This window comes from Modicisalibacter sp. MOD 31.J (assembly GCF_020147985.1).
Lineage (GTDB): Bacteria > Pseudomonadota > Gammaproteobacteria > Pseudomonadales > Halomonadaceae > Modicisalibacter > Modicisalibacter coralii.
In genome coordinates this window covers 844,781-864,176 of the sequence record NZ_JAGXFF010000002.1, presented here as the reverse complement: position 1 = coordinate 864,176, position 19,396 = coordinate 844,781, and the positions used below count along the sequence as shown (strand labels likewise).

The window sequence follows — 19,396 nt, the reverse complement described above, 5'->3', positions numbered from 1 at the left end:
GGAAGGCTTATGACCAGCGAACGCAGAATCGCCCTGGTGACCGGCGCCAGCCGCGGTATCGGCCGGGCCATCGCCCATGAACTGGGGCGGCAGGGCCGGATCGTCATCGGTACGGCCACCAGCGATGCGGGGGCCGAGCGAATCGACGCGGATTTCCGCGAGCAGGGTATCGAGGGTGCCGGGCGACGCCTGGATGCCACCGACCAGGCGAGCATCGACGCGCTTCTCAAGGCGATCGGCGAGGAGTTCGGTACGCCGACGATCCTCGTCAACAATGCCGGCATCACGCGTGACAACCTGCTGATGCGCATGAAGGAAGACGAGTGGGACGCGGTGCTCGATACCAATCTCAAGTCCGTCTATCGCGTCACCAAGGCCTGCGTGCGCGGCATGACCAAGGCGCGTTTCGGGCGGATCGTCAATATCAGTTCCGTCGTGGCGACCATGGGCAACCTGGGGCAGACCAACTACGCTGCCGCCAAGGCAGGCATGGAAGGCTTCTCCCGCGCCCTGGCGCGCGAAGTGGCGTCCCGGGGCATTACCGTCAACGCGGTGGCGCCGGGCTTCATCGCCACCGACATGACCGAGTCCCTGCCCGAGGAGCAGCACAAGGCACTGCTCGGGCAGATCCCGCTGTCCCGCCTGGGCCGGCCCGAGGAAATCGCCGCAGCGGTAGGCTTTCTGGCCAGCGACGCGGCGGGTTACGTCACCGGCGAAACCCTGCAGGTCAACGGTGGCATGAACATGCGTTGAGGTTGCGGTCGATGCCCTGGTTGCGTCGATTCGGGGCCGTCTATAAACTACCCGGCAGTTTTCAGCTGGCGGATATGTACCACTAGGAGTAACGACATAATGAGCACCATCGAAGAGCGCGTGAAGAAGGTCGTGGCCGAGCGCCTGAACGTCAAGGAAGAGGACATCCAGAACTCGTCATCCTTCACCGAAGATCTCGGTGCCGATTCCCTGGACACCGTCGAGCTGGTAATGGCGCTCGAAGAGGAGTTCGACACCGAAATTCCCGACGAGGAAGCGGAAAAGATCACCACGGTGCAGGAAGCGATCGACTACGTCGTTGCTCACCAGTAAGGTGATGTAGTTCGGCGCGAACCGCCTGCCCCAATGAAAGCCGTTCTGGTCTCAGAACGGCTTTCGTTTTTGTGGGCGAGGCGGCCCCATTGCCGGTATGCTTCAGGTATAATCGCGCCCTGCGATGGCGCGCCGGATGACACGCGCGTCTGTCATGGATATCCGGAGGAGAGCAGATGCCTCGTAGAAGGGTCGTGGTGACCGGGCTGGGTCTGGTGACGCCGGTCGGTAACACCGTCAAGGAAAGCTGGGACAACATCCTGGCGGGAAAGAGCGGCATTGCCCCGATCGAGCATTTCGACACCAGCGGTTTCAACACGCGCTTCGGCGGGTCGGTCAAGGGCTTCGATATCAGCCCTTATGCCAATCCCAAGGATGCGCGCAAGATGGATCTGTTCATTCAGTACGGTGTCGCTGCGGCCTCCCAGGCAATCAGCGATGCGGGTCTCGAGTGCCATGCGGACAATGCCCATCGGATCGGTGTGGCGATCGGGTCGGGCATCGGCGGCCTGCCGATGATCGAGCACAACCACAATGCCTTGCAGAAGGGGGGCGCGCGGCGCATCTCCCCGTTCTTCGTCCCCGGATCGATCATCAACATGATCGCCGGCAATCTGGCCATCAAGTACGGCTTCCAGGGGCCCAACATCGCCATCACCACGGCGTGCACCACCGGTACCCACAACATCGGCTACGGGGCCCGCACCATCGCCTACGGGGATGCCGACGTGATGGTCTGCGGTGGCGCCGAGATGGCGACCACGCCGCTCGGTCTCGGCGGCTTCTCGGCGGCCCGGGCACTGTCGACGCGCAACGACGACCCGGCCGCCGCCAGCCGGCCCTGGGATCGTGACCGCGACGGTTTCGTGCTCTCCGACGGGGCCGGAGTGGTGATCCTCGAGGATTACGAGCACGCCCGGCAGCGCGGTGCGACCATCTATGCCGAACTCAAGGGGTTCGGCATGAGCGACGATGCCCACCACATGACCGCGCCGCCGGAAGACGGCCGCGGCGCCGCGGCGGCGATGAGCAATGCCCTGCGCGATGCCGGCATGAGTCCCGAGTCCATCGCCTACATCAATGCCCACGGCACCTCGACGCCCACCGGCGATCTCGCCGAGAGCCGGGCGATCGAACGCGTGATGGGCGATGCCGCGAAGCAGGTGGCGGTGAGCTCGACCAAGTCGATGATCGGCCACCTGCTGGGCGCGGCCGGGGCCGTCGAGGCGGTGTTCTGTGTTCTCGCCCTGCGCGACCAGGTGGCGCCGCCGACCATCAATCTCGACAATCCCCAGGACGGTTGCGTGCTCGATTACGTGCCCAACGCCGCGCGGGAGATGGCCATCGAGCATACGCTGTCGAACTCCTTCGGTTTCGGTGGCACCAACGGGTCGCTGATCTTCTCGCGGGTCTGAACCGGCCATGCGCGATGCCGACGTCCCCTTCGACGACCGTGGCCTGGCCTATGGCGACGGGGTGTTCGAGACCGCCCTGGTCCGCGATGGCCGGGCGATGCTCTGGGACTACCATCTCGCGCGTCTGGCGCGGGGCTGCGAGCGGCTGGGCTTCGCCTGCCCGGACCGCGACGAACTGGCCGCGCTGCCCGCTCTGGCAGGGCCCGGCCAACGGGTCCTCAAGCTGCTCGTCACGCGGGGCAGCGGCGGGCGGGGCTATCTGGCGCCGCAGCCGGCCGAGCCACGCTGGCGCTGGCGCTCCGCCGCCTTCGAGCCCGCGCCGACGCGCTGGGCCCAGGGGGTCACGCTGCGGCTGTGCCGCCTGACGCTGGGACGACAGCCGGCTCTGGCCGGCATCAAGCATCTCAACCGTCTGGAAAACGTGCTGGCCCGTCGAGAGTGGGATGATCCCGAGATCGCCGAGGGGGTGCTGTGCGACGAGGGCGGCAACGTCATCGAAGCGACCTGCATGAACCTGTTCTGGAAACATGGCGAGTGTCTGGAAACCCCCGCCCTGGACGCCTGCGGTGTCGCCGGTACGCTGCGTGAGGCGTTGCTCGAACGCTTGCCGATCGCGGCGGTCACCGCGGGTGTCGATCGGCTGCTCGAGGCCGAGGAGGTCTGGGTGGGCAATTCGCTGCAGGGCGTCTGGCCGGTGCGGCGACTGCTGGATCCCCAGGGGCGCGAGCGTCGCGTCTGGACGGTGAGCGAGTCGCATCGCGCGCTGCAGGACGCCGCCCACGAGCTGCTGGGCTATCCCCGTCTCGGTTGAGTTTTGCGGAGCGTGACTCCGCGTCCACGAGGATTCTTCATGCGTGCGTTGAAATTCATCGTCGCGGCGCTCGTCGTCCTGGCGATCGCCGCTTTCGCCGGCTTCCGTTACTGGCAGGCCCAGCTCGACCGTCCGCTGGGTATCGAGGTGCCGACCCTCTACGAGGTGCCCCAGGGCGCCGGCTTCGACCGGGTCGTGCACGATCTGGTCGATCGCGGCATCCTGGCCAGCGCCTGGCCCTACCGGCTCTACAAGCGCATCGATCCCCGGGCGCTGCCCCCCCTGCGTGCCGGCGAGTTTCGGCTCGAGCCCGGCATGAGCGGCCGTCAGGCGCTCGCGCTGCTGGGCAGCGACCGGGTCGTGACCTACACCGTGACCTTCCCCGAGGGCTGGACCTTCCGTCAGTTGCGCGAGCGCCTGGCGTCGGCGCCCAAGCTCGATCATCGGCTGGCCGGGCTGAGCGATGACGAGGTGATGGCGCGCCTCGACCACCCGGACGAGCAGCCGGAAGGGCGCTTCTTTCCCGATACCTACCGGTATCACAAGGGCGTGAGCGATCGGGAGATCCTCGCCCAGGCCTATGCGCGCATGCAGCAGACGCTCGACGCGGTGTGGCAGTCGCGTGACGCCGATCTGCCCCTGAAGACCCCCTACCAGGCCCTGATCCTGGCCTCCCTGATCGAGCGCGAGACCGGGGCCGACGGCGAGCGACGCAAGATTGCCGGTGTCTTCGTGCGCCGGCTGGAGAAGGGCATGCGGCTGCAGACCGACCCCACGGTCATCTATGGCCTGGGCGACGCCTACGATGGCAATCTGACCAAGGCCGACCTGCAGCGCGCGACGGCCTACAACACCTATGTCATCGACGGCCTGCCGCCGACGCCCATCGCCATGCCGGGGCGTGCCGCCCTCGAGGCCGCCGTCCATCCGGCCGACGGTGATGCCCTGTATTTCGTCGCCAAGGGCGACGGCAGTCACCACTTTTCGTCGACGCTCGCCGAGCACAATGCCGCCGTGCGCCGTTACATTCTCGATCGCTGACGGGAACGCCCATGCACCCACGCGGACGCTTCATCACCCTCGAAGGTTGCGAAGGGGTCGGCAAGAGCACCAACTTGGCCCTGGTCTGCGAGACGCTGCGCGAGCAGGGCATCGAGGTCGTCGCCACGCGGGAGCCCGGCGGTACGCCGCGCGCCGAGGCCATACGCGAATTGCTGCTCGATCCCGGCGAGCAGGAGCCGCTGGCCGACGATGCCGAGCTGCTGCTGATCTTCGCCGCCCGGGCGCAGCATCTCGCGCGCCAGATCCGCCCGGCGCTGGCCCGTGGCGCCTGGGTGGTCTGCGATCGCTTCACCGATGCCACCTTCGCCTATCAGGGCGGCGGCCGCGGCATCGACACGGGCGACATCGCGGCGCTGGAAACCCTGGTTCAGCGCGGTCTCCAGCCCGATCTGACCCTGCTGCTGGACATGCCGGTGGACGCCGCCCGCGAGCGGGTCGTGGCCCGCGGCAACGATCCCGACCGCTTCGAGCGCGAGCGTGGCGAATTCTTCGCCGCGGTCCGCGAGACCTACCTGAAGCGGGCCGCCGCGCAGCCGCAGCGGTTCGCCATCGTCGATGCCTCGCAGCCGCTGGCGTCGGTGCAGGCGGCGATTCGCGACTGCCTGCGCGAACGGATGACGACATGGCTGTAACCACGCCGCTGCCCTGGCACGCGTCGATCTGGCGGCGGCTCGTCGCCCTCCAGGACGACGGCCGGCTGCCCCATGCGCTGCTGCTGTCGGGCCCTCACGGCGTCGGCAAGCAGCAGCTCGCCGACGCGCTGGTGGCCCGTACCCTGTGCCGTTCTCCCGGGGCCGTCGCCTGCGGCAGCTGTCATGCCTGCCAGATGCTGGCGTCGGGCTATCATCCCGACCTGAAGCGCGTCTCGCCCGCCGACAACCGGCGCCAGATCCGCATCGATCCGATTCGCGAGATCAACGCCTTCGTCGCCCAGACCGCACAGCAGGGCGGCTACCGGGTGATCGTCCTGCAGCCCGCCGAGGCGATGAACGTCGCGGCCTCGAATGCCCTGCTCAAGAGCCTCGAGGAGCCGGGGGAGCGGACGCTGTTCCTGCTGCTCGCCGACGTGCCCTCGCGGATGCTGGCGACCATCCGTTCGCGCTGCCAGCACTGGGCGCTGGGCGTCCCCGAGGCCGAGCAGAGCCTGCCGTGGCTGGCGGAGGCGCTGGGGGACGCGGCGGATGCCGAGTTCTGGCTGCGCGTCGCCGGCGGCCTGCCGCTGCTGGCCCGCGAACTCGCCGCGCCGGAGTCCCGCGCGCTGCGTCAGTCGCTGCAGGAACTCTTCGATGCCCTGGTGCGCGGCGGCGAGCCGGTCGCCGAGGCCTCGCGGCTCGACCGACAGGCGGTCGAACGCATCCTGTGGTACGGTATCGCCTGGCTCGAGGACCTGATCCGGCTGGGGCTGTCCGGCGACACCGCCCGGGTCCGCAACCCCGATCTGCTGCCGCTCTACCGGCAGGCCGTCAAGAACGGCCGGGTTCAGGACTGGTTCCGCCTGCTCGACTATGCCCGCGAGCAACAGCGTCTGCTGGTCGCCGGCGGCAACCCCAATCCACAGCTGGTCCTCGAGGCCTGGCTGGTGCGCTGGTCGGCGCTGCTGCGGTCATAGGTCATTCTCGCGGGTTCTCACTGCGATGGAGGTTGTCTGATGGGCGAACAGAAAGCGCTCTCGTTGACGTTCAAGGATCGCCAGACGCTGCTCTCGGCCTACATGCCCAGCCTCGAGCGCGGCGGTGTCTTCGTGCCGACCCGCGACACCTACGCCCTGGGGCAGACGGTATTCCTGCTGCTGACCCTGCCCGAAGAGGGTGAGCGCCTGCCGGTCACCGGCCAGGTGGTGTGGATTTCGCCGCCGGGTGTCTCGGGGCGCCGGGTGCCGGGGATCGGCGTGCATTTCAGCCCCGACGATCAGCGTGTGCGCGATCGTATCGAAAACCATCTGGCGGGGCTTCTCGACAAGGGCACGCCCACCTTTACCCTGTAAGCGCAGTGTCTGCTGCGCGTTTCCCATTCGAACAGCCACGGTTCCTGCATGTTTGTCGACTCTCACTGTCATCTCGATCGTCTCGACCTCACGGCGCATGACGGCCGCCTCGATGCCGCCCTGGATGCGGCGAGGGGGCGGGGCGTGCGCCAGTTCCTGGCGATCGCCGTGACCCTGGACGGCGTGTCCGACCTGGCGGCCATCGCCCGGGCGCACGACGACGTGGTGATTTCCGCCGGCGTGCACCCCTTGCACGAGGTCGCCGAGGAGCCCGATGTCGAGGCGATCAAGGCGTGCGCCGAGCGCTTCGAGGCCGTGGCGATCGGCGAAACCGGCCTCGACTATCACTACGACGGCGTACCGCACGCGGCCCAGCGGCGTCGCTTCGCCAATCACCTCATCGCCGCCCGCGAGCTGGAGTTGCCGGTGATCGTGCATACGCGCGAAGCGCGCGAGGACACCCTGACGCTGATCGCCGAACACACCGATCCGGCGGTCGGCGGGGTGCTGCACTGCTTCACCGAGGATCTGGACATGGCGCGGGAGGCGGTGCGTCGGGGCTTCATGATTTCGTTGTCGGGCATCGTGACCTTCCGCAACGCCGCCTCGGTGCGCGAGCTGGCCCGGGCCATACCGCTCGACCGGCTGTTGATCGAGACTGACAGCCCCTACCTGGCGCCGGTGCCGTACCGGGGCAAGCCCAATGAGCCACAATGGGTGGTGGAAGTGGCCGAGTGCATCGCCGCCGAGCGTGGCATCAGCGTCGACGAGCTCGCCATGCAGACCACCGCCAATTTCTACCGCTTGTTCCGCGAGGCCGCGCCTCACGCGCCCGAGTCGGCGCGTCAGGCACTGATCGAGGCCAATCTGGTCTGAACAAGCCCCGAGATCGAGGAGGACCGCCATGATGCTGGAAGGGCTCGTGACCGGTATCGAACCGTCGGGGGCGTCCCTGCCCGGCAGCGTCCCGCCGGTCGATCGCTGGTCGCCGCCGCTGAGCGGTGATTTGGACCTGACCATCGGCGCCGACGGGCGCTGGTGGCACGAGGGGGCGATCCTCTCGCGTCCACGTCTGGTGCGCCTGCTGGCGACGATCCTGCGGCGCGAGGACGACGGTGAGTACTACCTGGTGACGCCGGTGGAAAAGTGGCGTATTCGCGTCGAGGACCGGCCTCTGCTGGTGGTCGATGCCGAATGCAGCCACGAGCGCGAACGGCCTTGCTGGCGCATGACCACTCAGTTCGGCGACGTCCTGGCGCTGGGCAGCGAGCATCGACTGGTGCTCAGCGCAACGCCGGAGGGGGCGTGGGTCCCCGAGGTGGCGGTGCGCTTCGGGCTCGCGGCCCGGGTCCACCGTAACGTCTACTACCGGCTGATCGAGCAGGCCGAGACCCGTGAGGTCGATGCCGGCCTCGAGCTGGGCCTGGTCAGCGATGGCGTCTGGCAGCCGCTGGGGCGCCTCGATCGGGAGCCGTCGTGAGGCTCACCCCCGAGCAGCTCGCCGTGGTCCGTCACCCCGGCGGGCACGCCCGGGTGGCGGCGGTTGCCGGCGCCGGCAAGACCACCACCCTGGTGGCGCGGGTGTTGCACCTGCTGGAGCGCGGCGTGTCGCCGCGGCGCATGCTGGTATTGATGTTCAATCGCGCGGCGCGCGAGGACTTCACCGCCAAGCTCGTCGCCCTGGCGCCACCGGGGCAGGCGTTGCCCGAGGTGCGTACCTTTCACTCCATCGGCCACCGACTGACCCAGAGCCTGGTGCGCTGGGGGCGTCTGGCGCCGCGCGAGCTGCTGGCCGCCGACTGGCAGCGCGAACGCCTGCTGCGCCAGGCCACGCTGCGCGTGCTCGACGGCGGCGATGCGGCGACTCGCGAGGCCGCCCTGGACCCCGACCGTCTCGAGGTGCTGGGGCACTTCTGCGAGATGGTCAAGGCCGAACTGGTCGATCCGCAGACGCTGCGCGAGCGTGGCGACTGGGGCGAGGGCACCGCGCATTTCGTCGAGGCCTTCGATGTCATGGAATCGCTGCTCGAGGCGTCCGGCAGCATGACCTACGCCGACCTGCTGTACCGCCCGTTGCGTTGTCTGGCCGGCGACGACGCGGCCCGCGACCGGGTCCAGGGCTTTCTCGATCACGTCATCGTCGACGAATACCAGGACATCAACGAAGCCCAGCAGCGGTTGCTGGCGCTGCTGGCGGGCGCGCACGCCGAGATCATGGCGGTCGGCGACGCCAATCAGTGCATCTACGAGTGGCGGGGCGCGCGCCCCGATTACATGCTCGAACGCTTCACCGCCAGCTTCGGCGAGGCCCGCGACTACCCGCTGTCGATGACCTTTCGCCACGGGCATGCCCTGGCGCTGGCGGCCAACCATGCCATTCGCGGCAACCGGCGCCGGCCCGACCAGATCTGCCTGGCCGGCCCCGACAACCCGCGTACCACCATCGATGCCGGGCAGGGGGCGGGGCCATTGTTGCACGCGCTGCGCCAGTGGCAGGCGGACGGCCGCTCGCTCGGCGAGTGCGCCGTGCTGGTGAGGAGCTGGACGCTGTCGGTTTCCGTGCAGCTGCAACTGCTGCGCGCGGGGATTCCGTTCCGCCTGGCCCGTGAGGATCGTTTCGTCTTCCGCCTGCCGCTGGTGCAGGCCCTGGCGGGCTATCTGCATCTGGCCCGCGAGCCCCGTCGCCTCCAGGACCCGGCGCACCTGCTGCTGCTGTTTTCCCAGCCGACGCCGTTCGTGGCCCGCGAGCGCCTGCAGGCGCTGACCCGGCAACTGGCCGAACGCCAGCGCTGGCCGGGGCGCGACGACCCGCTGCTCGATGGGCTCAAGCCGGTGCAGCGGCGCAACCTCAAGCGGCGCTGGGAACTGCTCTGCGAGCTGCCGCGTCTGGGTGGGCTGCCCGCCGCGCGGCTGCTCGAACACGTGGTCGAGCGCCTCGATGCCGGCAAGGTGCTCAAGCGCGCGGCGGCGCGTCGCGAGAAGGGCGAGGAGGACGTGCGTCTGCTCGATGTGCTGATCGAGCAGGCCGAGGAGATGGCCCAGGCGCCGGGGGACTTTCTCGAACTGCTCGACCGGCGCATCGAGGGGGACGCCGACGGCGTGCTGATCACCACGGTACACGGCGCCAAGGGCCTCGAGTGGCCGCTGGTCGCGTTGTGGGGCGTCAACGAGGAGGATTTCCCGCATTACACCCGCGACAACCCGCTCGACGACGACCGCCTCGAAGAGGAACGCCGACTGTTCTACGTGGCCATCACCCGTGCCCGCGAGCGACTGCTGCTGATGCATGACGGGGGCGATCATCGGCCCAGCCGTTTCCTCGCCGAGATGGCCTGGCCGGATTGCTTGCGTGTGGCGGGGGCCCTGGACGGCCAGACGGCGAATGCGACGCTGCAGGTGGCCGAGCCGCCCCTGGTCGAGCGCTATCTGGCGGCGATCGGCCGTCACGAACTGGCGGTCCAGGCCGCTCCGGCCGTTGCCGTGGGCGCCGCCGCACCCGGCGTGGCGGAGGCCGCGGCCGGTTATACCACGGGCGGGGACGGCTACGCGGTGGGCCAGTCGGTGCGGCATGCCATTTTCGGTCGCGGCGAGATCGCGCTGGTCGAGGGCGACCCGCACGACCCGGTGATCGAGGTGCGCTTCGATCGGGCCGGACGGCGACGGCTGATCGCCAGTCGTGCCCCGCTGGAGACGCTCGAGCCGGCCGAACGCTCGGCACATTGAAGGATCGCCTCCCGGGCCTTGCCGTGGCGGCGATCGATATCACATGAGTATCGAACTCACATGTTCGGGTAGTTGGGCCCGCCGCCCCCTTCCGGGGCCACCCAGGTGATGTTCTGCGCCGGATCCTTGATGTCGCAGGTCTTGCAGTGGATGCAGTTCTGGAAGTTGATCTGGAAGCGCGGCTGGCCCGCCTCGTCCTCGACCACCTCGTAGACGCCCACCGGGCAGTAGCGGGTTGCCGGCTCGTCGTACTTGGGCAGATTGTCGCGGATCGGCACGTCGGGATCGCGCAGCTTGAGGTGACAGGGCTGATCCTCCTCGTGGTTGGTGTTGGACAGAAACACCGAGGAGGGCTTGTCGAAGGACAGCTTGCCGTCCGGTTTCGGGTAGTCGATCGGCTGGGCCTGGTCGACCGTCTTCAGCTTGGCGAAGTCGGGGGTGGTGTCGTGGACCCGGGGCAGGCGGCCGCCGAGCCACTGGTCGGCGACATTGTAGGCCCCGCCCAGCACCTTGCCGTACTTGTGCATGGCCGGGCCGAAGCTCGCGCTTTCCTCGAGCTCGGCATGCGCCCAGCTTCTCTCCCAGGCTTCGGTGAAGGCGGTCAGCTCGCGGCCGCCCTCGTCGCCCTCGGCGAGCGCCGCGAAGACCGTCTCGGCGGCCACCAGGCCCGATTTCATGGCGGTATGCAGGCCCTTGATCTTGGCGAAGTTGAGGGTCCCGGCATCGCAGCCGATCAGCAGCCCGCCGGGAAAGGTCATCTTCGGCAGGCAGTTGAAACCGCCCTTGGCGATCGCCCGGGCACCGTAGGCCACCCGCGAGCCGCCTTCCAGGTAGCGCTTGAGCAGCGGGTGATGCTTCATGCGCTGGAACTCGTCGAACGGCGACAGGTAGGGGTTGGTGTAGGCGAGATCGACGATCAGCCCCACCACCACCTGCTGGTTCTCGGCATGATAGAGGAAGAAGCCGCCCTGGGTGTCCCCGGGCAGCGGCCAGCCGGAACCGTGGATCACCAGCCCGGGCTCGTGGACCTCGGCGGGCACGTCCCAGAGCTCCTTGAGGCCGATGCCGTAGTGCTGCGGATCCTTGCCCGCGGCCAGATCGAAGCGCTCGATCAGTTGCTTGCCGAGATGGCCGCGGGCGCCCTCGGCGAACAGCGTGTACTTGGCGCGCAGTTCCATGCCGGGCATGTGCCCGTCCTTGGGCTGGCCGTCGGCGCCCAGGCCCATGTCGCCGGTGACGATGCCGCGCACCGTGCCGTCGTCGGCGTGGAGCACTTCCTGGGCGGCGAAGCCGGGAAACACCTCGACGCCCAGGGCTTCGGCCTGCTCGCCGAGCCAGCGGCACAGGTTGCCGGCGCTGATCACGTAGTTGGTCCGGCCCTGGCCGACGTTGTGCATGCTCTTGGGCACCAGGGCGTCGGGGAGCTTCTGGGCCTTCTCGGCGTCCCTGAGCAGATAGACGTCGTCGCGGGTGGCCGGGGTGGTCAGCGGGGCGCCGCGCTCGGCCCAGTCGGGAAACAGCTCGTCGAGCGCGCGGGTCTCGAAGATCGCCCCGGAGAGGATGTGCGCCCCGACCTCGGAGCCTTTCTCGACCACGCATACCGACAGTTCGCGCTCGGCCTCGTTGGCCTGCTGCATCAGGCGACAGGCGGCGGCCAGACCCGACGGGCCGGCACCGACGATCACCACGTCGAAGTCCATGTGTTCGCGTTCCACGGCGCATCTCCTCAGTCAGGGCATTGATGACGACAATGCCGGTCCGGGCAGTCATCGGTGTTCGCCCGGGCTGGTTATAATGTCTCGATCCGATGCCTCTACTATAATTAAAACGATCGTTTGCTTCTACCGTCAATTGGTGCTAGTCATATTCCGACCGCCCGCCATCAGGCCCGCCACGCTCGGCGCCAGCGCGGGTGTCTTGGGCGGTATCGAAAGCTATGGCACACTAAGGCATCGGTTCGAATCCCTATCAAACGCTTGCATGAATTAATGCCTTCCGCTTCCAATCCAGCGAGGACGCCATGAAAGTACTCGTCGCGGTCAAACGCGTCATCGATTACAACGTCAAGATTCGCGTCAAGGCGGATCACTCCGATGTCGATCTGACCAACGTCAAGATGGCCATGAACCCGTTCTGCGAGATCGCCGTGGAAGAGGCGGTGCGGCTCAAGGAGAAGGGCGTGGCCAGCGAGATCGTCGCGGTCACCGTCGGGCCCAAGGCCGCGCAGGAGCAGTTGCGCACCGCGCTGGCCCTGGGTGCGGATCGCGCCGTTCATGTCACCACCGACGAGCGGGTCGAGTCGCTGGCGGTGGCCAAGCTGCTCAAGGGCGTCGTCGAGGCCGAGCAGCCCGACCTGGTGATCCTCGGCAAGCAGGCGATCGACACCGACAACAACCAGACCGGCCAGATGCTCGCCGCACTGACCGGCATGGGACAGGGCACCTTCGCCTCCAGGGTCGATGTCAAGGAAGGCACCGTCGACGTCACCCGCGAGATCGATGGCGGCCTGCAGACCGTGACGCTGACGCTGCCCGCCGTGGTCACCACCGACCTGCGCCTCAACGAGCCGCGCTACGCCAAGCTGCCCGACATCATGAAGGCCAAGAAGAAGCCCCTCGAGACCCGGACGCCCGAGGAGCTCGGTGTCGACATCGCCCCGCGGGTCACCCAGCTCAAGGTCGAGACCCCGGCCGAGCGCAAGGGCGGCATCAAGGTGGGCTCCGTCGATGAGCTCGTCGACAAACTCAAGAACGAAGCCAAGGTGATTTCATGAGCATTCTGGTCCTCGCCGAACATCACGACGGGCAACTCGCCGGCGCCACCGCCCACGTAGTCGCCGCGGCCCGGCAGATCGGGGGCGACATCGACGTCCTGGTCGCCGGTGACGACGTGGCCGGCGTCGCCGAGGCGGCCGCCCGGCTCGACGGCGTGAGTCGCGTGCGCCTCGCCGAGGGCGCGGTCTACGCCCACCAGCTCGCCGAGCCGCTGGCCGACCTGCTGGTCGCTCTCGCCGACGACTATAGCCATGTGCTGGCCGCCGCCTCGACCACCGGCAAGAACGTGCTGCCGCGGCTCGCCGCGCTCAAGGACGTCGCCGCCATCTCCGACATCCTCGCCGTCGAGAGTGCCGACACCTTCAAGCGGCCGATCTACGCCGGCAACGCCATCGCCACCGTGCAGTCCGCCGATCCGCTCAAGGTGATCACCGTGCGCACCACCGGCTTCGATGCCGTGGGCGAGGGTGGCGCGGCCCCGGTCGAGGCCGTCGACACCGAGATCGCCAACACGCTGTCGCGCTTCGTCGACGAGCAGCTCGAGCAGAGCGAACGTCCCGATCTGGGCGCGGCGCGGGTGGTGATCTCCGGCGGTCGCGGCATGGGCAATGGCGAGAACTTCAAGCTGCTCGAAGGCATCGCCGACAAGCTGGGCGCGGCGATCGGCGCCTCGCGTGCCGCGGTCGACGCCGGCTTCGTGCCCAACGACATGCAGGTCGGCCAGACCGGCAAGATCGTCGCCCCCGAACTGTATATCGCGGTGGGCATCAGCGGCGCGATCCAGCACCTGGCGGGGATGAAGGACTCCAAGGTGATCGTGGCGATCAACAAGGACGACGAGGCGCCGATCTTTCAAGTAGCGGACTATGGCCTGGTCGGCGACCTGTTCGAGGTACTGCCGGAACTCGAAAGCAAGCTGTAGGCAGATCGGGATCTTCCAGGTCGCGCTCTCGACGGCCACCGGCCTGGTCGGCGACCTGTTCGAGGTACTGCCGGAACTCGAAAGCAAGCTGTAGGCAGATCGGGATCTTCCAGGTCGCGCGCTCGACGGCCACCGGCCTGGTCGGCGACCCGTTCGAGGGGCTGCCGGCACTCGAAAGCAAGCTGCAGGAAGATCGGGGTCTTCCCGAATTCTCCGAATACCCCTGACCGTCGAGGCTTCACCCTCGACGGCGTCCCGCCTCAAGTGAGCCGGCCCACGGGCCGGCTTCTCTCATTGCTCTCCGTGTCGCCGAATCCTGTGCCACTCCGGGTACGCCTCGGTTACAATTGATAATGGTTATTCTTTGTATTACCGTGTCGATCATTTCGTGGCGGCCGCAGGCCGACAGATCATCGGAGCCATCGTGTGAGAAAGGTCAGCTTGATGAAACCGCATCGTGCACCCCGTGGCACCGGCGTGCTCACGGCGTTGTTGCTCGCGGGGGTGCCGCTGGGCAGCCAGGCGCAGGACACGCTGCGCGAGCAGAGCGTGTCCGCCCAGCAGACTCAGGCGCAGTTGCAGCAGAAGATCGACGCCGCCGACGACGAGACGCGCCAGGCGCTGCGCGAGTTGCGCAGCACCCGGCGCGAGGCGAGCCGACTCGAGGACTACGACGCCGAACTCGCGCGTCAGGTCGAACGGCAGGCGAAGACCCTGGCGCAGCGCGAGCGGGCCGTCTCGCAACTGGCCGACGCCGAAGAGCGCCTGCCGGTATTGACCCGGCAACTGGTCGGCCGGCTGCAGACGCTGGTCGATGCTGACATGCCGTTCCTGCGTGGCGAGCGTCAGGCGCGCATCGAGAGCCTGCAGCAGATGCTCGATGACGGGGAGCTGTCCGCCGCCGACAAGCTGGACCGGGTGCTCGCCGCCTGGCGTACCGAGCTCGATTACGGCCGCGAGGTGGATGCCTGGCACGGGCGGCTCTACCAGCCCGAGCAGGGCGACGCAGGGGCGTCGGAGGCGTCGCGGGCCGTCGACTACCTGCGGGTCGGGCGTCTGGGCTGGTACTACCTGACCCCGGATGGCGATCGGGGTGGTGTATGGCAGGCCGACGCGCATCGCTGGCAGCCGCTGGACGGCGGGGCGTTGCGGGAGGTCCGCAAGGGGCTGCGCATCGCCCGCGATGAGCGCGCCCCGGCGCTGCTCGATCTGCCCGTGTCCCTCACACCGGAAGACGCCTCGCCGGCGTCCGCGGAGACGTCCCACCAGCCGGCGGAGGGCGATTCATGAAACGCACACTGATGGCGCTCGCCCTGGTCGGCCTCGGCGTGTCTTGCCTGGCGCAGGCCCAGCAGGACACTGGCGCGACGGCCGACAACGACCCGCGCCCCTCGATGGCGCGCGTGCTCGAGGATTTTCGCGCCGACAGCCAGGCCGCCGAGGCGCGGGACCGCCAGCGTCTCGCCGCTCTGCTCGACGACCGCCAGGCGCTCGACGCGGCCTTGACCGAGGCCAAGGCACGCCTGAGCGCCGCGCAGCAGCGTCGCGACACCCTCGAGGCACAGCGTGACGCGCAGCAGGAGCAGCTTGCCGAACTGCGCCAGAAGGCCCGGTCGCAGACGGGGGGGCTGGGTGGCGTCCAGGGCGTGATCGGCCAGCGTATCGGCGAGTTGCGCGACGACCTGGGCGATGGCTGGTTGACGGTGGGCAGCGACGTCAGCCTGCCCGCGCGACCCGACGACGATGCCCTGCTGGATCTCGACCGGCTCGCGGCTCTCGGCGACAGCCTGGCGCGGCTCACCGCCGAGAGCGGCCGGGCGGTGCGCTTCGAGGCGCCGGTGGCCGGGCGGGATGGCACCGTCGAACCCCGCGAGGTCGTGCGCCTGGGCGCCTTCACGGCGTTCAGCGACGGGCAATTGCTGCGCCCGCCGGGCGACGACGGCATCCTGACGATGCTCGACCACACCCCCGGCTCGCTGAGCGATACCCTGCGTGCCTTTCAGCAGGGTGACAGCGATCGCGTGGCCATCGATCCCACCCAGGGCGAGGTGCTCAAGGCCCTGTCCCAGCGCCCGAGCCTGTGGCAACGCTTTCAGCAGGGCGGTTATGTCGGTTACGTGATCGTCGCGTTGGGGGCCATCGGGCTTGTGGTGGCACTGCTCCAGTATGGCTACCTGCTGGGAGTGTCCCGTCGCCTGCGTCGCCAGCTCCGCCAGATAGAGCAATTGCGCGACGACAATCCGCTGGGGCGCGTGCTGGCGCGTTTCCAGGCGCTGGGCGAGGGGCATGCGCCGGAAGCCCTGGAGGCGCGTCTCGACGAGGCGCTGCTCGCCGAGCAGCCGCGCCTGGAACGCGGCCAGCCGCTGGTCAAGCTGCTGGCGGCCGTGGCGCCGTTGCTGGGGCTGCTGGGCACGGTGACCGGGATGATCGTCACCTTCCAGTCGATCACGGTGTTCGGCACCGGCGATCCGCAACTGATGGCCGGCGGCATCAGTCAGGCGCTGGTCACCACCGTGCTGGGGCTGATCACCGCCGTGCCGCTGCTGTTTGCGCAGACGGCCCTGGCGAGCCGCAGCCGGGCGTTGGTCGGGGTGCTCGAGGGGCGGGCCAGCGCGGTACTGGCCGAGCATCTCGAGTCGCGCCAGTCCGTCGGGGAGAGCCGTCATGTGGCCACTGCTTGAGCCCCTCGACCGGCTGATCGAGGCCGGCGGTGTGGTTCTGGTGGTGATCGCGGTGGTGGCCATGGCGCTGTTCTCGCTGGCCCTGGAGCGGGGGCTCTACTGGCGTTTCGGCCATCGTCGCGCGCGTCATGAGCTGATCGAACGCTGGGCGGCCCGCCATGACCACGTCAGCTGGAGCGCGCTGACGCTGCGCGAGGTCTGGACTCGCGAACTGATCGCCCGGCTGCGCCACCCGCTGCCCTGGCTCAAGCTGCTGGTGGCGCTGTGTCCGTTGCTGGGCCTGCTGGGGACCGTGACCGGCATGATCCAGGTATTCGACAGCCTGGCGCTGACCGAGGTCGGGCAGGCGCGTGCGATGGCCGATGGCGTCGCCCGGGCGACGCTGCCGACCCTGACGGGCATGGCCGTGGCCGTGGTCGGCCTGTTGTTCGTCACGCGTCTCGAACAAGTGATTCGGCGCGAGGACCAGCGGTTGCACGACCGCATGGCCCGCGCCGTGGAGGAAAACGATGCGTAGACGCCGGATGGCCCGCGACGACGAGACCGCCGAGATCAACCTGACCCCGATGCTCGATGTCGTGTTCATCATGTTGATCTTCTTCATCGTCACGACCAGCTTCATCAAGGAGAGCGGGGTGGAGATCGAGCGCCCCGAGGCGTCGTCGGCCACCGCGCGGCCGGATGCCCAGGTGATGGTGGCGATCACGCCCCAGGGCGCGGTGTGGGTCGACGGCGAGCCGGTCGACGTGCACCGGATCGGCAGCACGGTGGCCGGGCTGGTCGGCGATGATGGCGGCGTGGTGGTCCAGGCCGATCGCAATGCCACCACCGGCGTGCTGATCGAGGTGATGGATCGCATCCGCCGGGCCGGCGTCGACAACCTGGCGGTGGCGGCGACACGGAGCGGCTCCTGATGCGGCATCTGGCAAGCGCCCTGGGCGGGGTGTCGCTCACCCTGGTACTGCTCACCCTGCTGGCGTTGCTGGTCACGCCGCCGGTCGACGAGCGCCCCGAGATCGAGAAGGCGATGTCGGTGTCGATGGTCGAAGCGCAACAGCAGCAGGCCCCGGCGAGCGCGCCGGTGCCCAGTCAGGCGGCGCCCCGGCCGCCCGCGGCTACGCCGCCGCCGCCACCGCCGGCAGCGGCGCCTGCGCCGAGCCCGACCAGTCCGGTGGCGATGCCGACCCCCGAGATACCGACAGCCGAGTCACCGCAGGTGCCGTTGGATCGCCGGTTGCCCGAATTGACGACGCAGCAGCCCGAGCCCCGCCCGCAGCCGAAACCCGAGCCCCGCCCGGCCCCGGAACCCGCGCCGAACCCCGAGCCGACGTCGCAAGTGGCGCAGGCCCCGGCGAGCGCGCCGGCCAGCGACTCCCAGGCCGAGGCCAGCCAGGCGCCGCCGTCCGACCCCGGGGTGGTGAGTTCGCCGCAACCGACCCGCAAGGTGCCGCCGACGTATCCTTCCCGGGCACAGCGTCGGGGGATCGAGGGCTATGTCGAGTTGCGTTTCACGATCCGTCCCGACGGTAGCGTCGATCGCGACTCGCTGCGGGTGATCGATGCCGAGCCACGGCACGTCTTCGACCGGGCTGCGCTGCGGGCGATCGCCGACTGGCAGTTCAAGCGCGCCCCGCAGCCGCGCGAGGCGCGTCAGCGTCTGGTATTCCGTCTCGAGGGGTGAGGGCAAGCATGCGACTGCATTACCACCGATTCGCCCGCTGGCTGGCCGCGGGTCTGTTGCTTGTATCCGGGGCGGTTGACGCCGCGCCGGCGCTGCGTGACGACATGGTTAAGAGTCTCGAGAGCCTGCAGGCGCGTCTCGAGAACGGCGATCCGGCGGCGCTCCGCCGCGATGCCGAAGCCGCCGCCGAACGGCTCGAGGGTGGCAACGCCGCCGATCGCTGGGCGCGGGCGCTGTTCCTGCAGATCGCGGCCACCGCCGCGGCGGAGCAGGGCAAGGATGCGCGTGCCGCGGACCTGTTCGCCGAGGCGCGGGGTGTCGACGGCATCGAATCGCGCTACCGGCGCCGCTGGTTGCAGCAGGAGGCCCGCTTGCGCCTGCGTGCCGGGCAGACCGACAAAGGCGCCGAACTACTGGGGCGCTGGCTGGAAAGCGGCCAGGGCGAGGCCGCCGATTACTGGCTGATGGCGCAGGCCCAGGCGGAACTCGAGCGCTGGAAGCGTGCCGCTGAGTGGGTCGACCGGGCGCGCCGCGCCGGTGGCATCCCGGCGCGCTGGCAGTCGCTCGCCGCCGCGGTCTATCAGCGGGCGGGGCGCGACCAGGCGGCGCTCGAGGTGATCGATGGCTGGCTGGCCGGCGACGACGTGCCCGCCGAGGCCTGGCGCCGCGCCGCGGGGCTCGCCCAGCGACTCGATCAGCCCGGCCGTGCCGCTGCGATCTGGGAGGCCGGCTGGCGTCGCGGCGCGCTGTCCGGCGAGGACGACCTGCGCCGGCTCATCGAGCTGCATCTGGCCGGAGGGACGCCGGCCCGCGCCGCGGAACACCTGGTGGCGGCGCTCGAACAGGGGCGCCTGCCCGACGATCTCGAGGAGCGGCGTCTGCTCGCCCGGGCGTGGAGTGCCGCCCGGGCCCGCGACGAGGCGCTCGCCGCCTGGCGTGAGGTGGCCGAACGCAGCCGGGCGGGCGACGACTGGCGTCGCCTGGGCGAGCTCGCCTACGGCTGGGGGCGCTGGCAGACGGCGGTGGATGCGCTGCGCCAAGCGCGCGAAACCGGCGAGGCACAACCGCGCGACTGGCTGCTCGAGGGCGTGGCGGCCTTCGAGCAGGGTGACATCGGCGCGGCGCGGCAGGCGTTCGCGGCCGCCCGTGACGCCGGCGCCGAGCAGGCCCGGGCCTGGCTGACGGCGCTCGACGACGGTGCGCAGGGCGACGGGGCCCAGAACGAGGCGTCCGGCGGTTGAGGGTGGGACGCGGGGG

20 protein-coding genes are annotated in these 19,396 nt (G+C 69.2%); 19 read left to right on the top strand and 1 reads right to left on the bottom strand.

Translation table 11 applies throughout. The annotated features are described in order from the left end of the window. Positions 1 to 9: 9 nt before the first annotated feature. The 11 genes from fabG (at position 10) to KGR00_RS09660 (ending at position 10,081) form a co-directional block, all read left to right on the top strand. Entirely contained in the window at positions 10 to 753 is a 744-nt protein-coding gene (fabG, locus tag KGR00_RS09710) for a 3-oxoacyl-ACP reductase FabG (RefSeq protein ID WP_129141650.1), read from the top strand. Between the two features lie 99 nt (positions 754 to 852). Continuing rightward, a complete protein-coding gene (gene acpP / locus KGR00_RS09705) occupies positions 853 to 1,086 on the top strand; it encodes an acyl carrier protein (protein ID WP_031383713.1) in 234 nt (77 codons plus the stop codon). Positions 1,087 to 1,262: 176 nt separating this feature from the next. After that, complete coding sequence (gene fabF, locus KGR00_RS09700) at positions 1,263 to 2,501, top strand: beta-ketoacyl-ACP synthase II (protein WP_129141649.1); 1,239 nt, start codon at positions 1,263 to 1,265, stop codon at positions 2,499 to 2,501. 7 nt (positions 2,502 to 2,508) lie between these two features. Continuing rightward, positions 2,509 to 3,312: an aminodeoxychorismate lyase gene (gene pabC / locus KGR00_RS09695; RefSeq protein ID WP_224416973.1), complete on the top strand. Its 804-nt coding sequence runs from the start codon at positions 2,509 to 2,511 to the stop codon at positions 3,310 to 3,312. Between the two features lie 39 nt (positions 3,313 to 3,351). Then, positions 3,352 to 4,353, top strand: a complete 1,002-nt coding sequence (mltG, locus tag KGR00_RS09690; protein ID WP_224416974.1) for an endolytic transglycosylase MltG — start codon at positions 3,352 to 3,354, stop codon at positions 4,351 to 4,353. Between the two features lie 11 nt (positions 4,354 to 4,364). Then, entirely contained in the window at positions 4,365 to 5,006 is a 642-nt protein-coding gene (gene tmk, locus KGR00_RS09685) for a dTMP kinase (RefSeq protein ID WP_129141646.1), read from the top strand. Further along, on the top strand, positions 4,997 to 5,983 hold the full coding sequence (locus KGR00_RS09680; protein ID WP_224416975.1) for a DNA polymerase III subunit delta': 987 nt from the start codon (positions 4,997 to 4,999) through the stop codon (positions 5,981 to 5,983). Before tmk ends, KGR00_RS09680 begins: the two co-directional genes overlap by 10 nt. 39 nt (positions 5,984 to 6,022) lie before the next feature. After that, positions 6,023 to 6,358, top strand: coding sequence for a PilZ domain-containing protein (locus tag KGR00_RS09675; RefSeq protein ID WP_129141644.1), 336 nt, complete (start codon positions 6,023 to 6,025; stop codon positions 6,356 to 6,358). A gap of 48 nt (positions 6,359 to 6,406) precedes the next feature. Further along, entirely contained in the window at positions 6,407 to 7,234 is an 828-nt protein-coding gene (locus KGR00_RS09670) for a TatD family hydrolase (RefSeq protein WP_224416976.1), read from the top strand. 28 nt (positions 7,235 to 7,262) lie between these two features. Next, positions 7,263 to 7,838, top strand: coding sequence for a DUF1285 domain-containing protein (locus tag KGR00_RS09665; protein WP_224416977.1), 576 nt, complete (start codon positions 7,263 to 7,265; stop codon positions 7,836 to 7,838). Then, on the top strand, positions 7,835 to 10,081 hold the full coding sequence (locus tag KGR00_RS09660; RefSeq protein ID WP_224416978.1) for an ATP-dependent helicase: 2,247 nt from the start codon (positions 7,835 to 7,837) through the stop codon (positions 10,079 to 10,081). The genes KGR00_RS09665 and KGR00_RS09660 overlap by 4 nt, the downstream gene beginning before the upstream one ends. Before the next feature lie 56 nt (positions 10,082 to 10,137). On the opposite strand, the gene KGR00_RS09655 is transcribed toward KGR00_RS09660, so the two are convergent. Further along, positions 10,138 to 11,781, bottom strand: a complete 1,644-nt coding sequence (locus KGR00_RS09655) for an electron transfer flavoprotein-ubiquinone oxidoreductase (RefSeq protein WP_129141673.1) — start codon at positions 11,779 to 11,781, stop codon at positions 10,138 to 10,140. Positions 11,782 to 12,101: 320 nt separating this feature from the next. Between KGR00_RS09655 and KGR00_RS09650 the strand changes: the two genes are divergently transcribed. The 8 genes from KGR00_RS09650 (at position 12,102) to KGR00_RS09615 (ending at position 19,380) form a co-directional block, all read left to right on the top strand. Further along, on the top strand, positions 12,102 to 12,854 hold the full coding sequence (locus tag KGR00_RS09650; RefSeq protein ID WP_224416979.1) for an electron transfer flavoprotein subunit beta/FixA family protein: 753 nt from the start codon (positions 12,102 to 12,104) through the stop codon (positions 12,852 to 12,854). Next, positions 12,851 to 13,777: an FAD-binding protein gene (locus tag KGR00_RS09645; protein ID WP_224416980.1), complete on the top strand. Its 927-nt coding sequence runs from the start codon at positions 12,851 to 12,853 to the stop codon at positions 13,775 to 13,777. The genes KGR00_RS09650 and KGR00_RS09645 overlap by 4 nt, the downstream gene beginning before the upstream one ends. A 444-nt stretch (positions 13,778 to 14,221) precedes the next feature. Then, positions 14,222 to 15,067 (top strand): DUF3450 domain-containing protein, encoded by an 846-nt coding sequence (locus KGR00_RS09640; protein ID WP_224416981.1) that lies wholly within the window; start codon positions 14,222 to 14,224, stop codon positions 15,065 to 15,067. Continuing rightward, positions 15,064 to 16,458 (top strand): MotA/TolQ/ExbB proton channel family protein, encoded by a 1,395-nt coding sequence (locus KGR00_RS09635; RefSeq protein ID WP_224416982.1) that lies wholly within the window; start codon positions 15,064 to 15,066, stop codon positions 16,456 to 16,458. Before KGR00_RS09640 ends, KGR00_RS09635 begins: the two co-directional genes overlap by 4 nt. Beyond that, entirely contained in the window at positions 16,442 to 16,975 is a 534-nt protein-coding gene (locus KGR00_RS09630; protein WP_129141637.1) for a MotA/TolQ/ExbB proton channel family protein, read from the top strand. The genes KGR00_RS09635 and KGR00_RS09630 overlap by 17 nt, the downstream gene beginning before the upstream one ends. After that, on the top strand, positions 16,968 to 17,372 hold the full coding sequence (locus KGR00_RS09625) for a biopolymer transporter ExbD (RefSeq protein ID WP_129141636.1): 405 nt from the start codon (positions 16,968 to 16,970) through the stop codon (positions 17,370 to 17,372). The genes KGR00_RS09630 and KGR00_RS09625 overlap by 8 nt, the downstream gene beginning before the upstream one ends. Further along, entirely contained in the window at positions 17,372 to 18,139 is a 768-nt protein-coding gene (locus KGR00_RS09620) for an energy transducer TonB (RefSeq protein WP_224416983.1), read from the top strand. Before KGR00_RS09625 ends, KGR00_RS09620 begins: the two co-directional genes overlap by 1 nt. A gap of 8 nt (positions 18,140 to 18,147) precedes the next feature. After that, complete coding sequence (locus KGR00_RS09615) at positions 18,148 to 19,380, top strand: hypothetical protein (protein WP_224416984.1); 1,233 nt, start codon at positions 18,148 to 18,150, stop codon at positions 19,378 to 19,380. Positions 19,381 to 19,396 lie beyond the last annotated feature (16 nt).